Origin of the sequence: Dentiradicibacter hellwigii, assembly GCF_041770905.1 — a bacterium.
Lineage (GTDB): Bacteria > Pseudomonadota > Gammaproteobacteria > Burkholderiales > Rhodocyclaceae > Propionivibrio > Propionivibrio hellwigii.
The window spans coordinates 310174-324778 of sequence record NZ_JBEUWX010000002.1 but is presented as its reverse complement, the minus strand read 5'-3'; the positions used below and the strand labels follow the sequence as shown (position 1 = coordinate 324778).

Genomic DNA, 14605 nt, shown 5'->3' with positions numbered 1-14605 from the left:
AAGCGCAGTGCTGGCACGCTGCAACGTCTCTCTCAGCAGCAAAACAAGGCACATTAAATGTGTTCGCCGGCTGGCTTATTATTAAGCAATAAATGATAATAATCATCAATAACATTTTTATAGTTACGATCAAAAAACACGCCGAGTACGGCTTTTCTCTTGCTATTACGCAACACATGTCCCCAAAGCCATTCATGGTTTTTCATGCTTCTCCGGAAAAATCCGGTAACCCAATCCATCCATGATCGCCTTCGGTAAAAAACATAAACACGCCAATGAAAAAGGCCGCAGTCGCTGCGGCCTTCGATATATTTTTGATGTGATGTTGCAGAAAAAACCGGCGCAATACCTCAGCAGAATCTGCGCACTCTCCCTTCAGATTCCCTTCAGATCCGTCCCGCACTTATCGACGAGCGCGCGATTCAGCCCTCCAGAAACGCCCAGCGCTCCAGCAAGGCCATGAGCTCTTCCTCGATTTCGGCGAGTCGCGTCGACAAACGCCGCGCTTCGTCGGGCTGCGCCTGATACAGCGCCGGATCTTCCAGCCGCAGCATGGTGCTTTTTTGTTCCGCCTCCAGCGCTGCAATACGCCCTGGCAAAGCGTCGAGTTCGCGCGTTTCTTTGTAACCCAGCTTGCGCCGTCCTCCGGCAGAACTTTTCTCTGCAAGAGATTCGGGCGATGCCGGCGCTGTCGTTGCCGGATGCTTTGCCGAGACTGTACGATGCGCGCCACCAGTGCGCTGCACGACCTGACGTTCTCTCTGACGCCCTTTTTGGTATTCCAGCCAGTCGCCATAGCCGCCGACCGATTCATACCAGCGGCCCTCGCCTTCCGGCGCGATGATCTGCGTCACCACATTGTCGAGAAAAGCGCGGTCATGACTGACGAGGAACAGTGTGCCCGTGTAATCCTGTAGCAGCTGTTCAAGCAGTTCCAGCGTTTCGATATCCAGATCGTTGGTCGGCTCGTCGAGTACCAGCACATTGGCAGGCCGCGCAAACAGGCGTGCCAGCAGTAGCCGGTTGCGTTCGCCGCCGGACAGCGATTTGACCGGCGAACGGGCGCGCTCGGGCGCAAACAGAAAATCGCCAAGATAGCCGATAACGTGCTTCCTCTCATTGCCGATTTCCACATAATCCGAGCCGGGAGAAATCACATCGACCAGCGCCGCTTCCTCATCGAGCTGCGTCCGGAATTGATCGAAATAAGCAATCTGCAGGCGCGTCCCCAAGCGCACCTGACCGGTATCCGGCGCCAGTTCGCCGAGAATCAGGCGCAGCAGCGTCGTCTTGCCCGCGCCATTGGGGCCGATAATGCCAATGCGGTCGCCGCGTTGCAGGCGGCAGGAAAAGTTGCGCACCACGGCTTGATCACCAAAGCTTTTGGATACATCGACCAATTCAGCCACCAGGCGACCGCTTTTTTTGCCGGCGTCGATCGCCAGTTCGACGCGCCCCTGGCGTTCCCGCCGTGCCGCGCGTTCGCGCCGCAACTGTTCAAGCCGGCGCACACGGCCTTCGTTGCGCGTTCGCCGCGCTTCAATGCCTTTACGAATCCAGATTTCTTCCTGCGCCAACAGTTTATCGAAGCGAGCGTTAAGGCTTGCTTCGTCGTGCAGCGCTTTTTCCTTGATCGCCTGGTAATCAGCAAAGTAGCCGGGAAATGATTGCAGGCGGCCGCGATCCAGCTCGACGATGCGCGTCGAAACACGGTCGAGAAAATGCCGATCGTGCGTGATGAAAACCATCGCCACGGCAGACGCGCGCAGCATGTCCTCCAACCATTCGATAGCCTCGATGTCGAGATGGTTGGTCGGTTCGTCGAGCAGCAATACATCCGGCGGCACCGCCAATGCCTGCGCCAGCGCCAGCCGCTTTTTCTGCCCGCCGGACAACGTGCCGACCCGCGCACTGGCATCGAGTGAAAAGCGCTGGATCGCCTGTTCCGCCTGCGCTTCAAAAGACCAGGCCTGGCGCATCTCGAGCGCATTTTGCAGATGGTGCAGGCGATCGAGCAGAAATACCTGACGCTCAGGCGATGCGGAAATTTCATGCGCCACGGCATGGTACTCGGCGAGCAGTGACGAAACCTCGCCCATGCCGGCGACGACCGCCTCAAACACGCTCATATCCGGCGCAAACAGGGGCTCCTGCGGCACATACCCCAAATGCAGCCCCGGCTGCCGCCACACCACGCCATCATCGAGCGCGCCCTGCCCCGCCAAGGCGCGCAGCAGAGAAGATTTACCACTGCCGTTGCGCCCGATCAGCGCCACACGCTCACCCGGATCGAGCTGAAAACTGGCGTGGTCGAGCAGCGGCACATGACCGTAAGCCAATGAGGCATCGGAAAGCGTCAGATAGGGCATTTCAGCAGCTCTTTAACAAATCATTAAGCGGTGGCGCTCCGGCCGCACCCGCTCAGAAAGCATCGAACACGTCAAACGTATCCCTCCAAAATAAATGTCACGGCGGCAAGTGCGTGAATCCGGGCGCTATCGAAGACGGGCAACGGGCATTCTTCCGGCTGCAACAACAAACCAATTTCAGTGCAGCCGAAAATCACCGCTTGCGCACCGCTTGCCTGTAAACCGGCAATGACGCTCTGAAAAAATGCGCGCGCCTCGGCAGTCGGGCGATTGCGGCACAGCTCCTCGAAAATCACCCGATCGATTTCATCCTGCTGCGCCGCATCCGGAACAAGTGCATGCACGCCCCGCAGACGCAAGCGGTCGGTATAAAAACCGTCGCACATGGTAAAGCGCGTCCCCAGTAAAGCGGCGGTATGCAGCCCATTGATCCGGAGGGCATCGGCAACGGCATCGACAATGTGCAGCAGAGGAATACCAACCGCGTTCTGTACAGTATCGGCAACCTTGTGCATGGTGTTGGTCGCCAATACCAGCGCCTGTGCGCCAACGCTTTCCAGCCGGCGGGCACTCTGCGCAAGGACTTCTCCGGCCTGCGCCCAGTCGCCTGCTCGCTGCATCCGCACAATAGGCTCAAACTCCAGGCTGTGCATCACGATGTCGGCGCTGTGATTGCCGCCCAGGCGGGCATTGATTTCGCGGTTGATACACTGGTAGTAGGACACCGTGCTCTCCGGACTCATACCGCCGATGACGCCCAGGGTTTTCAGTTTCATTCCGGCAAATCCTCGATCTGCCGCACCAGGCGCCCAGCGTGATCCCTGGCCTTGGCCTGCACGCTTTGCAGATCTTCCTCACGGCTGAGTCCGGCAATGTACATCATGCTGTTGGAAATGACCGGTTGCCCGAACTGCAAGCCGCACAACAGCCCTGTCTGGCGTAAAGGGGGAATAAACGCCTCGATGGCGTAATTCATCGCCTGGCCTTCCGCATAGGCTTCGGCTGGCGAGCCGGTGGTAAAGGAAATGATCAGCCGCTTGCCGCCCAATTTGGCACCTGATCCATAGGCAAAACCGTGCGTGAACACATCGTCCAGCCATTTCTTAAGCAGTGCGGGCAGGCTGTACCAGAAAAGCGGGAACTGCCAGACGATCACGTCGGCGGCAAGCAGTGCCTGCTGTTCGGCGGCAATATCGATCTGGTAGTCGGGATACAGCGCGTCCAAACGGCGAATCTGCGCATGGGGCAGACGACCGGCAAGTTCATCGAGAATCGCCCGATTGGCGGTAGACTGCTGCAGGTTCGGATGGCCGGAAATAATCAGGATGTTTTTCATGGCAACTTCCTTTGCGTTTTCTGGGAGAATTTTCTGGAAAAGGTTGATAACACGATCAAGCCATCAATGGGATCGCACACACATGTGAAAGCAATCACACCAAGGCAAATGGTGCAATATAAACGACCAGCAAAAAAAGCGCATACCTGGACAATCATTACGCCTTCATCCGCAGTCCTGACACGCCGATAATCACAACCTGCCGGATAGATCATCAAGACGATAGAAAGTGACCAGCTACCCACGATAGCAGGGGTTATAACTTCAAGTTATTTCACCATGACGAAAAGATTTCTTCGCCCGCCATGCTTTCAGGGATAATGCCCAACTTCCACACGCTGCTTCATCGGTGTTTCATCGCATTACTTTTATTGCACCACTTTCCATGGATTTTGCTTATCTCAGCGAAGTTTTTCCGCAATACATTAGCGCAACGGGAGAAACGCTACGCTTGTCACTGTGGGGCGTCGGATTGTCGTTACTACTCGGTCTGTCGGTATGCATTGCAGTCGTCTACCGCTTGCCCGTACTCGCTCGATTCTGCCGCCTGTATATCGAGCTATCACGCAACACGCCGCTGCTGGTGCAATTATTTTTCCTTTATTACGGCCTGCCGAAACTGGGCGTCCACCTATCAGGCTTTGTCTGTGGGGTGATCGGACTGACCTTCCTGGGGACATCTTATATGGCCGAAGCGTTCCGCGGCGGCATTGAATCGGTGAACAAGATTCAGCAAGAGGCAGCGCTGAGCATTGGGCTAACCCCCGCACAAACTTTTATTTATGTCGTATTCCCGCAATCACTTGCGGCGTCCGTCCCGGCGCTGGTTGCCAATACGCTATTCCTGATCAAAGAGACCTCGGTTGTCGGCGTATTGGCGGTAGTGGAATTACTCAATCTGAGCAAGGAGTTAATCGGCCTGGATTACCAAACGAACGAGGCACTGCTGATGCTGGTGCTCGGCTATGCGACACTATTGCTACCCGTAATCGCCTTGGCGCCGTGGATCGAACGCCAGGTACGCAAAGCAAGCCATGGCTGAACCGGTCGAATGGGGCGCATATGCCTGGCGGCTATTGCTTGGCATGAAGATGACATTCGCCATCTCCGTCGTCTCGATGGGTATTTCAATTCTTGGCGGGGTACTGTTCGGAATACTGATGATGCTGCCCAGTCGGTTGCTGCGTTTTTGCTGCCGCTGCTATCTGGAGCTGATCCGCTTCATTCCGCTTCTGGTATTGCTGTTCATCTTTTATTTTGGACTGGCTGGCTGGTTCGACTGGCACTGGGAACCGTATGTGGTCTGCATTTTCGTTTTTAGCCTATGGGGCATTGCCGAAATGGGTGACCTCGTGCGCGCAGCGCTCTCGTCGATTGACAGGCATCAGAGCGAAACAGCGTTGGCACTCGGTTTGAGCAAGGCACAAACCTTCCGTTACGTGCTGCTGCCGCAAAGTATCCGCCGCGCCTTGCCCGGCATAGTCAACCTGCTGACGCGAATGGTTAAGACGACAGCGCTGGCCGCCCTGATCGGCGTTGTCGAAGTCGTTAAAGTTGCGCAGCAGATTATCGAGTTGCACCCAAGCGCCTCATTCTGGATTTATGGAGCCGTATTTGTGCTGTACTTTATCGTCTGTTATCCACTTTCTCTGCTGGCAGCGCGCCTGGAAAAACAGGAGCGGGAGTCATGAAATCCGTAACCGGCACAACGGCGCCACTGCTTAGCTTGCGCGGCATTGATAAATACTACGGCGATATTCATGCCTTGCATGACATCAATCTGGATATTGCCGCCGGCGAAGTGGTCGTTCTGCTCGGCCCTTCCGGTTGCGGGAAGAGCACATTGCTACGCTGCATCAACGGACTGGAGCCCACTCAGGGCGGGCGAATCTTTCTCGACGGCTACGGCGCACTGGGAGAGGATATTGGCTGGCACGCCGCCCGTCAGCACATCGGCATGGTTTTCCAGAGCTATGAACTATTCAACCATCTCAATGTGCTGGACAACATCCTGCTGGGCCCACTCAAGGCACAGAAGCGACAACGCGATGAAGTAGAAGCACAAGCCGATCAGCTATTGCAGCGCATTGGGCTTTACGAGCGCAAAACAGCCTATCCGCGCGAACTGTCCGGCGGCCAGAAGCAGCGCATCGCCATTGTCCGCGCGCTCTGCCTGAATCCAAAACTTCTTCTCCTCGACGAAATCACCGCTGCGCTCGACCCGGAGATGGTGCGCGAAGTGCTCGACGTTGTCCTCGAACTGGCCGCCGAAGGTATGACGATGCTCATCGTCACGCATGAAATGGGCTTTGCGCGTAAGGTCGCCGACCGCATCATTTTCATGGACGCCGGGAAAATCATCGAGCAGGCCGATCCGGAAACTTTTTTCACTGCCCCAGCCTCACAACGGGCACAGGCATTCCTCAACCTTATGCATTATTGACACATTTAATTTTTTGACTTGACCGAAAGGACTCTCCAATGAAAAAGACGATTCTCCTGGCTACATTACTTGGCGCTCTATTTACCCAGGCTTCAGCATTTGCCGCCAGCCCTGAAGACCTCAAAGCCAAGGGGGAAGTTCGTATTGGCGTTTTCAGCGACAAGCCCCCATTCGGCTATGTCGACGCCAAAGGCATCTCGCAAGGTTTCGATGTTGAGATCGGCCGTTATATCGCTAAAGATCTGCTGGGTGACGCAAACAAGGCCAAATTTGTACTGGTGGAAGCTGCCAACCGCGTCGAATTCCTACGATCTGGCAAGGTCGACATCATTCTTGCTAACTTCACCGTCACGCCGGAACGTGCCAAGGTTGTCGATTTTGCCAAACCTTACATGAAAGTCGCACTCGGTGTCGTATCCCCCAACAAAGCGGTCATCACCGACATCGCCCAGATCAAGGGAAAAACCCTGCTGCTCAATAAAGGCACGACGGCTGACCGTTACTTCAGCAAGGAGCACAAGGAAATCAAAAGCTTGAAGTTCGACCACAACACCGAAACCTTCAACGCTCTTGTCGATGGGCGCGGCGAGGCATTGGCACACGACAATACCCTGCTGCTCGCCTGGGCAGAAGAACATCCTGGTTACACCGTCGGTATCGCTCGTCTGGGCAACGATGACTTTATCGCTCCAGCCGTCGCCAAAGGCGATGACAAACTACGCGCCTATCTGGATGAAAAAATTGAGGAAATCAGCAAAAACGGCGTACTTAAGGCTGCTTACCAGAAAACGCTGCGGCCCGTATTCGGTGACAAAGTGCCCGCTTCGGAAATTTTAGTCGACAACCTAAAATAAGCTTAGGCGGACAACAGGTCGTAGAGAAACAAAATCTAGCTTACCACACCCGGCGCAAACGCCATCGCGCCGCATTGACCTTGGCCCATCATCTTGATTTACAGGCGCCAGCTCATGGCTCTGGCTCATCGTATTGAACGCTTTTAGCGAAAAGGTTGTGACAGAAAGCGTACTTGTCGTCGATTTGGATGGCTCGCTGATCTATACCGACATGCGGCACGAATCGGCCGTGCGTCTGCTGGGGGATCATCCGCTGGCTGTGCTTGAGTTTTCCAATCCCGATGCATGGCTTTCACTGCTGCTGGCATTTCTTGCCTTCAGCATCTGCGCATCCTCCGTCTATGTCGTCAGCGACCTGCCCGATCTGGAAAACGACCGGCAGCATCTGCGCAAGAAAAGCCGGTCGTTTTCGCCATCAAGCGATCGTGTCAGCCCGGCGACAGGTATGGTCTTCGGTGCCATCCTGCTAGCCGGAATGGTGGGCCTGCCATCGCTTTCGTAACCGCCGCCGGCCGTCGGGCAACCGACTATGTCCCCGCTGCCTGCACCCCATTTAAAGCATTCAAAGGCCCGGCAATGCGGCAAATCCAGCGTGCCAGCGGCGGCGCGGTCAAGATCACAACGAACAGGCGCAGAGTCTGTGTTGCCGCGACAAATGGTATATCCGTTTTTGTGCCGCTATCCATTGCCAGCAAAATGATTGCATCCAGCCCACCGGGCGTTGTGGCCAGATAAGCGGTCAGCAGATCACTACCAGCAAAACGGTGCAGCATCCAGGCAAAAAATGCGCACAGCCCAATGAGCATGAAGGCTGAGAAAAAGAGCCAGTGCATCTTGCGCAGACTTGCGTATAACAGCGTGCGGTTGAAGCCAAGTCCGACGAACCAGCCGATGAGCATCGAAGCGGCCATTTGAAAAACCGGCGGCAGACGGAAATCCATCCAGCCCGCCGCATTGATGACGGCACCGGTCAGCATCGTCACCAGCAAAGCACCGGCAGGGATGCGTAAACGCCAGGCAATAAAACCGCAAATCGCCATAATCACCAGCGTCAGCGCCATTTGCACCAGATCGCCCAGGAAAAAAGCAGATAACGAAAACCGCGCATTCGCCGCAACATCAATGGGATGTGGCACCGATAGACGATGTACTGCCAGCGAGGCCAGCAGAACGACAAGCAACATGCGCAGATACTGCATCATCGCCACCATGCGCACATCCGACCCATAGGCCTCGGCCAGCGCAATCATCGCACTCGCGCCACCGGGCGAAGCGCCCCAAGCCGCTGTATTGCCCGGCAACACCCGCCACCGGGTCAGAAACCAGCCCACCAACCCGCCGGCAATTACCGAACTCAAAACCATGGCACCGAGTACTTGCCAGTTTTCGGTCAGCGCCCCCAATACCGACGGCGTCATGCTCTTTGCCGCTGCACAGCCGACCAGCGCCTGCGCATAAATGAAGCAAGGACGCGGCAATTTCAGCCTCGCGCCCAAAAGCCGGAAACTCATCCCACACAGCACCGAACCGAGAAAAAATGCTGCGGGAACACCCAACCAGACCAGTGTGCCACCCACGGTAACTGAAAATAGGAGCAATGCGACCCACTGCATGTTTTGGCAAGGTACGGATTGCCCGTGCAAAATTGCGGACATTGTTGAGGCGGCCGGATCCAATGAGGGGGCGAGCATGATACTGCGACTCGCACAGGAAATGCCGAAAAAGACGCATTTTGACGACCTCTACCGAGGTTAGCCGGAATAACCAGAGACAGCGGGAGCTGAAAAAAGAAAACCCGCCATTAGCGGGTCGGAAAGAAAAACGAAGAATGACTACAAATGACCACTGACAACACAGCCGCACGCCCAAGGCAGTGCGGCTGTCAAGTTGGCAGGTTGAAAAATGGCGCTTCTAATATTATTTAAGTTTAAGCCCTCCGCCAGCGTTCAAGGTTGAATGCACCAACGCTTATGCGGCACGGAGACTGGCGGCAAAAGCCGTTTCGATGCTTTTCGGAAAATGGAACCGGCAGAAGGTACGGCGGATACCCACCTCATCGACACCATTACGCGCATCTTCAAAGCGGATGCCCAACGCACGTCCATTGGACGCCAGCGTTGCAAAAGCATACTGCCAGCGCCGCGCCTCGGCCAACCGTTCGCGCAATTCACTTTCGTTGTAGATGGCGACACCCGCCCGTTTCAGCGATTCCAGAAAAGCGTCGAAAGATTCTTTACTCAGACTACCCATGTTCAACTCCTTTGCTATGCTTTTTTTGATCCAGCGACATGGATGATCTGTCGCCATGAGCCGATTAACGCGCTGTCCATACGGCGGTTGACAAAAAATTTCGCTCGCACTCTCGAAACACCGTCAAATATCGTAAGAATTACGGTAAGCACATTCCAGATCAATGACTTACAATAGGCACTGCACTCATCAGACCACCCAAAAAACTCTTAATGAGTCTTCCCAACCATCGATCCGGCCACGAATCGGCGCAAAAGACCGGGGCAAGCATGCATGAAACCACGCGGGAAATCATCCCTGGGATAAAACGTGCACAGGCACGGGAAATAGAACTGCTCGCACCCGCCAGAAACGCCGATTTCGGCATGGCCGCCATCGAGCACGGTGCGGATGCCGTATATATTGGCGGTCCCTCTTTTGGCGCGCGTGCCGATGCCGGCAATGCCCTGCCGGATATCGAACGCCTGGCCCGACACGCGCACCGCTTCAATGCCCGTGTGCTGATCGCACTCAATACCATCCTGCGTGACGATGAACTGGAAACTGCGCGCCGCCTCGTCTGGCAATGCTGGGAAGCCGGTGCGGACGCCCTGATCGTGCAGGACATGGGGCTGCTTGAACTTGATTTGCCGCCCATTCAATTGCACGCCAGCACACAATGCGACATCCGCACGCCGGAAAAAGCGCGCTTTCTCGAAAGCGTCGGATTCTCCCGGCTGGTGCTGGCGCGCGAACTGTCACTGGCGCAGATTCATGCCATCGCCACCCAAACGACGGCGGAGCTCGAATTTTTTATCCACGGCGCACTGTGTGTCAGCTACAGCGGCCAATGCTACCTGAGCTATGCGCACACCGGACGCAGCGCCAATCGTGGCGACTGTTCGCAAGCCTGCCGCCTTCCCTACACGCTCACCGACACATCCGGCACAACGCTGCGCTCCGGCAAACACCTGCTCTCGCTCAAGGACAACGACCAGCGCGCCAACCTGCGGCCGCTGATCGAGGCTGGCATCCGCTCGTTCAAGATCGAAGGCCGCCTCAAGGATCTGGCCTACGTCAAAAATATCACCGCCTGTTACCGGCAGCAGCTCGACGCCATTATCGACGCCGGAGAAGGCTGGCGGCGCGCATCCTCGGGCCGTTGTGCCTTTTTCTTCACGCCGCAACCAGAAAAAACCTTTAACCGCGGCGCCACCGATTACTTCGTCAATAAACGCCATGCTGATATCGGCGCCTTCGACTCGCCGAAATTCACCGGCGAACCAATTGGCCATATCACCCGCCTCGGTCAAGCATATTTTGAAGTGCAGAGCAGCGTTTCCCTGCACAATGGCGACGGCCTCAGCTTTCCCACGCCGGATGGCGAACTGGGCGAATTAACCGGCCTCCGCATCAATCTGGCCGAACCGATCGAAGGTGCCCCCGGCCATTACCGGCTGACGCCCGGCGGCAGGCTGCCCGCCAGTCTGCGTGTCGGCGCCCCGGTACATCGCAACCTCGATTATGAATTCGAGCGCCTGCTGGAGAAAAAATCCGCTGAACGACGCCTGTCGTTGAATTTGTCCTTTGCTGAAACTCCCGAAGGGTTTGCTCTGCGCCTGACCGACGAACGCGGCATCTGCGCCGAAGCCCGCCTTACACATGCCAAAGAGACGGCACAGCACCCCGAGCGCGCCACAACCGCCGTGCGCGAAGCGCTTGGCCGGCTCGGCAATACGATCTACACAGCCGCCGCCATCGACATCGACTGGGAAACGCACACCAAGCCCCGCTTCATCCCCGCAGCGGCACTCAACACCCTGCGCCGGCAAGGCATTGAGGCTCTAGATACCGCCCGGCAAGCCGCCTACACCCGCCCACCCCACCATGCTGCACGGACTCCTCCGCTGCCCTATCCGGCAGATACGCTCAGCTATCTTGGCAACGTCTATAACGCCAAAGCACGTGCCTTTTATGAAAAACACGGCGTCCGCCTCATTGAGCCCGCCTATGAATGCCGGCAGGAAAAAGGTGAAGTCTCGCTGATGGTGACCAAACACTGCGTGCGCTACAGCCTTCAGCTGTGTCCCAGGCAGGTCAAGGGACTGCGTCCCGATCCGCTGATCCTGCTAAACGGCAAAGAAAGGCTAATCCTGTGCTTTGACTGCGGCCCCTGTGAGATGCACGTCATCGGCAGGCTCAGGAAAAACCGCGCGCTTCGGCTCTCGCCGCAGACCGCGGCAGTCAAATAAAAGGCCGGCGCCACCTAACCAACTAGCCAGTCAGCCGCGAACCATGCCTAAACACGCCGGCGCGCTTCACTCCATAGCAGAAAGGGGCGGGCAAGCATCAGATTCACTTCGACGGAACATTGTCGTAGTCAGCGTCATGCGCATTTTTCCGCTTTTCGATCGCAGCCCGTGGCGGACGCACCCGTAAATAGGTACTCGCATTGTTGATGGTATACCACAGCCCATCGTATTCCTTGACCCATACAGGGCGCGGGCTGTCCGCACCGAAATCCATTTACCCCGCATGGCGGCAAGCCGCAGATCGGCAAGCGGTGACGAGACGGCGTATCGGCATGCACCAACCGGGAAGGGGAAATCCAGCGCATTGGCGATATCCGGGTAAAATGTACCGCAATGCATTATTTATCAAGGAAATCAACGATGTTCCCGACCCGACCGACCAATGCGCTTGGCTTGCTTCTGCTCTCCTGCACAAGCGCTGCGATGTGCGCGCATTCCACGGCCGCTGCCGCCGCAACGCCCGCCTCCGCTACCGTCTCCACCGGCAACCCGGCCGCCTGCGCCGCATTAAGCGACGACCATGCGCGCCTTGCCTGTTACGACCTTGCGGTCGGCCGCACAAGCGCCGGCGCACCCGCTACTCTCAACCCGCCGAGAGAAACTGCCTCTGCGCAGCTTTCGCAAACCAGCGCTGCCGACAGGGCAGCCACCGCCGGCACGGACGCCGACAGCCGCGCGTCATCGGATGCTTCGGCCGCTTCGGCGGCGGCCGCCTCCGGCAACGGCCTCACGCTGCCGGCACTGGCGGAAAGTGCCCCGAGCGACAAGCGCAGCCTGTCCGCACGCTGGGAACTCGACGCGGCGGACAAACGCGGCACGTTTAACCTGCGCCCCTACAAGCTCAACTACCTGCTGCCGGTACGCTGGAGCAGTTCGCCCAATACGCTGCCCGCCTCGCCCAATCCGAACAACCGCGTCGGCCAGCCGCTCGACCTGGAGAACATCGAAGCGAAATTCCAGATCAGCTTCAAAACCAAGCTGACGGAAGGTCTGTTCGGCAAATATGGCGACCTCTGGGCGGGCTACACGCAGCAATCAAACTGGCAGCTTTACAGCAACTCAGCGCCATTCCGCGACACGATCTACGAACCGGAAATTCTCTCCGTCTTCCGCAGCAACCTGCATCTGGGCGGCGGCCTGCGCCTGCGCATGCTATCGCTCGCCCTCAACCACCAGTCGAACGGACGCGGCCTGCCGCAATCGCGCAGCTGGAACCGGCTCATCGGCACAGCGGGCTTCGAATACGGCAACTTTCAGCTGATCGGGCGCGCCTGGCAGATTCTCGGCCGCGGCAGCCTGCTCAACGACAACCCCGACATCGCCCACTATCTGGGGCGCGGCGACCTGCAAGCGCGCTGGTACGCGGGCGAACATGCCCTGTCGATAACGGCGCGCGGCCCGCTGCTGCACAAACATTCGCGCGGCGCGCTGCTCGCCGAATGGAATTTCCCCATCCATCGCAACTTCAAGGGCTATCTGCAAGCCTCTTCTGGCTACGGCGAAACCTTGCTCGACTACAACCATCGGCAGACGACCTTCGGCCTCGGCATTTCAATTGTCGACTGGCAGTAAGCCTCTGCCGTCGACGACCCTGTTCCTGGACTCGGCCCCGACAGCATTGGCGCGCCTGCCCCGCTCCCCCGCAAAACGGACGGCGATTGATGTGCCGCCGGCGCATGAAGCCATCGAACAGTGAGCTTTATCGAAGCAACAGTGAGCTTTATCGAAGCCAACGACGATGACGCCCGGAAAGCGCTGCTAATAGCCTCTCCTCCGCCCCACACCACCCCCTCCCCGGAACGCCCTTATTTACCTGGGCTACAGCGGCGCTGAAACCGCCGATTGACGCGGGTTTCAGCGGCATGCCGTCAAAGGGTATCTCACAGGCGCGGTGCGTGCGGTGAGATGCAGTCGTCTGAATCTTCGTCTGAATCTGAGCGATTTCGGGTATCGCGCAGGCGTTCGGCGCGCCCGAACACACACGGCGGATCGTCGCGTTTATTTTGGTCGGGCGGTGTAGAGCGGGTACACGCGGTCAGCGTACACACGTAGATCGGCAATGCGCGAGCCATGCGACGGGTGCGTCGAGAGCCATTGCGGCACCGAGCCGGTGGATGCCTTTTCCATCTTCTGCCACAGGGAAATGGCTGCGCGCGGATCGTAGCCGGCGCGCGCCGCCAGTTCGACGCCGATGCGATCGGCCTCCTGCTCCATCCCGCGCGAGTTGGGGCGCATGAACGCCAGGTCGCCGACCACGCCCAGCGCCTGCTGGCCCAGTTTGGCATCGACGCCGAGATAGGCGCCGAGCAGCGCGCCGCCAATGCCCGTCGCCACATTGATGCCGGCGGACTGGCTCATCTTTTCCCGGCCATGTTCACGCAGCGCGTGGGCAATTTCGTGGCCGAGGACGGCTGCCAGCTCATCGTCCGTCGTGTTGAGCTTCTCGATCAGCCCGGTATAGACGGCGATCTTGCCGCCCGGCATACACCAGGCGTTGAGTTCCTTGGATGAAATCACGTTGGTTTCCCACTGCCAGCCCGGCGCATCAGCACGGAAAGTGGCCGTGGCCGGAATCAGTCGGGCGGAAATGCTGCGCACGCGCTGCACCAGGAGGGCGTTCTGGTTGAGCATGCCTTTTTTCTGGGCGTCGGCAATGACCTGGCGATAGGCTTTCGCCGCTTCCCGATTCACTTCGGCGGACGAGACAAGCATCATCTGCTTGCGGCTAACGCCGACCTGGCCGCCGGAAGTCGTATCAACCGACGCGCAGCCGAATAGCGCCAGCGCGGTCAGCAAGGTGACGATCAGTTGCCTGTTCTTCTGCATGATTTCTCCCGTCAGAAAATGAGCGAAATGCGCATCCGGATACTGCATGCCATACCTTCATGCGGGCACGACTCTGAATGCGCACTGAGGGTAACGGCCGGACAGCGGATGTGGCCTACACGCACGGAGCCTACGTATTTTATGCGCAAAGACCGCGCCGAACCACATCTGCCACGGCAAGCCGCCGCCTGACCGACGCCACGGATGGCATTGACCGGCGGCAATGGACGCTGTGC

At 57.6% G+C, this 14605-nt stretch carries 14 protein-coding genes and 3 pseudogenes; 7 read left to right on the top strand and 10 right to left on the bottom strand.

Going from position 1 to position 14605, the window contains the following annotated elements; translation table 11 throughout:
* Positions 1–53: 53 nt before the first annotated feature.
* The 6 genes and pseudogenes from ABCS64_RS03815 to ABCS64_RS03790 all read right to left on the bottom strand — a co-directional run bounded on the left by ABCS64_RS03815 (position 54) and on the right by ABCS64_RS03790 (position 3705).
* Positions 54–206 carry a hypothetical protein gene (locus tag ABCS64_RS03815; protein WP_418890588.1) on the bottom strand — a complete coding sequence of 51 codons (153 nt, stop codon included), beginning with the start codon at positions 204–206 and terminating at the stop codon, positions 54–56.
* Between the two features lie 216 nt (positions 207–422).
* Positions 423–623: pseudogene (locus ABCS64_RS03810) on the bottom strand (ABC transporter ATP-binding protein); the annotation flags it as partial.
* 393 nt (positions 624–1016) lie between these two features.
* Positions 1017–1334 (bottom strand): annotated as a pseudogene (locus ABCS64_RS03805) (ATP-binding cassette domain-containing protein); the annotation flags it as partial.
* Positions 1335–1526: 192 nt separating this feature from the next.
* Positions 1527–2369: pseudogene (locus ABCS64_RS03800) on the bottom strand (ABC-F family ATP-binding cassette domain-containing protein); the annotation flags it as partial.
* 71 nt (positions 2370–2440) lie between these two features.
* Complete coding sequence (locus ABCS64_RS03795; RefSeq protein WP_418890587.1) at positions 2441–3145, bottom strand: aspartate/glutamate racemase family protein; 705 nt, start codon at positions 3143–3145, stop codon at positions 2441–2443.
* Positions 3142–3705, bottom strand: a complete 564-nt coding sequence (locus ABCS64_RS03790) for an NAD(P)H-dependent oxidoreductase (RefSeq protein WP_418890586.1) — start codon at positions 3703–3705, stop codon at positions 3142–3144. The genes ABCS64_RS03795 and ABCS64_RS03790 overlap by 4 nt, the downstream gene beginning before the upstream one ends.
* Before the next feature lie 385 nt (positions 3706–4090).
* Here ABCS64_RS03790 and ABCS64_RS03785 point away from each other — a divergent pair, with 385 nt between their 5' ends.
* The 5 genes from ABCS64_RS03785 (at position 4091) to ABCS64_RS03765 (ending at position 7504) form a co-directional block, all read left to right on the top strand.
* Entirely contained in the window at positions 4091–4747 is a 657-nt protein-coding gene (locus ABCS64_RS03785; RefSeq protein ID WP_418890585.1) for an amino acid ABC transporter permease, read from the top strand.
* Positions 4740–5396, top strand: a complete 657-nt coding sequence (locus tag ABCS64_RS03780; RefSeq protein ID WP_418890584.1) for an amino acid ABC transporter permease — start codon at positions 4740–4742, stop codon at positions 5394–5396. The genes ABCS64_RS03785 and ABCS64_RS03780 overlap by 8 nt, the downstream gene beginning before the upstream one ends.
* Positions 5393–6148, top strand: a complete 756-nt coding sequence (locus ABCS64_RS03775) for an amino acid ABC transporter ATP-binding protein (RefSeq protein ID WP_422653347.1) — start codon at positions 5393–5395, stop codon at positions 6146–6148. The genes ABCS64_RS03780 and ABCS64_RS03775 overlap by 4 nt, the downstream gene beginning before the upstream one ends.
* Positions 6149–6186: 38 nt before the next feature.
* Positions 6187–7002 (top strand): cysteine ABC transporter substrate-binding protein, encoded by an 816-nt coding sequence (locus tag ABCS64_RS03770; protein WP_418890583.1) that lies wholly within the window; start codon positions 6187–6189, stop codon positions 7000–7002.
* A 157-nt stretch (positions 7003–7159) separates the two neighbouring features.
* Complete coding sequence (locus tag ABCS64_RS03765; protein ID WP_418890582.1) at positions 7160–7504, top strand: UbiA prenyltransferase family protein; 345 nt, start codon at positions 7160–7162, stop codon at positions 7502–7504.
* A gap of 25 nt (positions 7505–7529) precedes the next feature.
* On the opposite strand, the gene ABCS64_RS03760 is transcribed toward ABCS64_RS03765, so the two are convergent.
* Positions 7530–8615: an AbrB family transcriptional regulator gene (locus ABCS64_RS03760; protein WP_418891870.1), complete on the bottom strand. Its 1086-nt coding sequence runs from the start codon at positions 8613–8615 to the stop codon at positions 7530–7532.
* Between the two features lie 355 nt (positions 8616–8970).
* On the bottom strand, positions 8971–9252 hold the full coding sequence (locus ABCS64_RS03755; RefSeq protein WP_418890581.1) for a hypothetical protein: 282 nt from the start codon (positions 9250–9252) through the stop codon (positions 8971–8973).
* A gap of 269 nt (positions 9253–9521) precedes the next feature.
* On the opposite strand from ABCS64_RS03755, the gene ABCS64_RS03750 reads away from it, so the two are divergent.
* Complete coding sequence (locus tag ABCS64_RS03750; protein WP_418891869.1) at positions 9522–11483, top strand: peptidase U32 family protein; 1962 nt, start codon at positions 9522–9524, stop codon at positions 11481–11483.
* Between the two features lie 103 nt (positions 11484–11586).
* On the opposite strand, the gene ABCS64_RS03745 is transcribed toward ABCS64_RS03750, so the two are convergent.
* Entirely contained in the window at positions 11587–11757 is a 171-nt protein-coding gene (locus ABCS64_RS03745; protein ID WP_418890580.1) for a DUF6935 domain-containing protein, read from the bottom strand.
* A 146-nt stretch (positions 11758–11903) separates the two neighbouring features.
* Between ABCS64_RS03745 and ABCS64_RS03740 the strand changes: the two genes are divergently transcribed.
* Positions 11904–13115, top strand: a complete 1212-nt coding sequence (locus ABCS64_RS03740) for a phospholipase A (protein WP_418890579.1) — start codon at positions 11904–11906, stop codon at positions 13113–13115.
* A gap of 426 nt (positions 13116–13541) precedes the next feature.
* Here the strand turns inward: ABCS64_RS03740 and ABCS64_RS03735 are convergent, their stop codons facing one another.
* The gene (locus ABCS64_RS03735; RefSeq protein ID WP_418890578.1) at positions 13542–14417 is read right to left on the bottom strand and encodes a M48 family metallopeptidase; all 876 of its coding nucleotides are present in this window, start codon (positions 14415–14417) and stop codon (positions 13542–13544) included.
* Between the last annotated feature and the right edge of the window lie 188 nt (positions 14418–14605).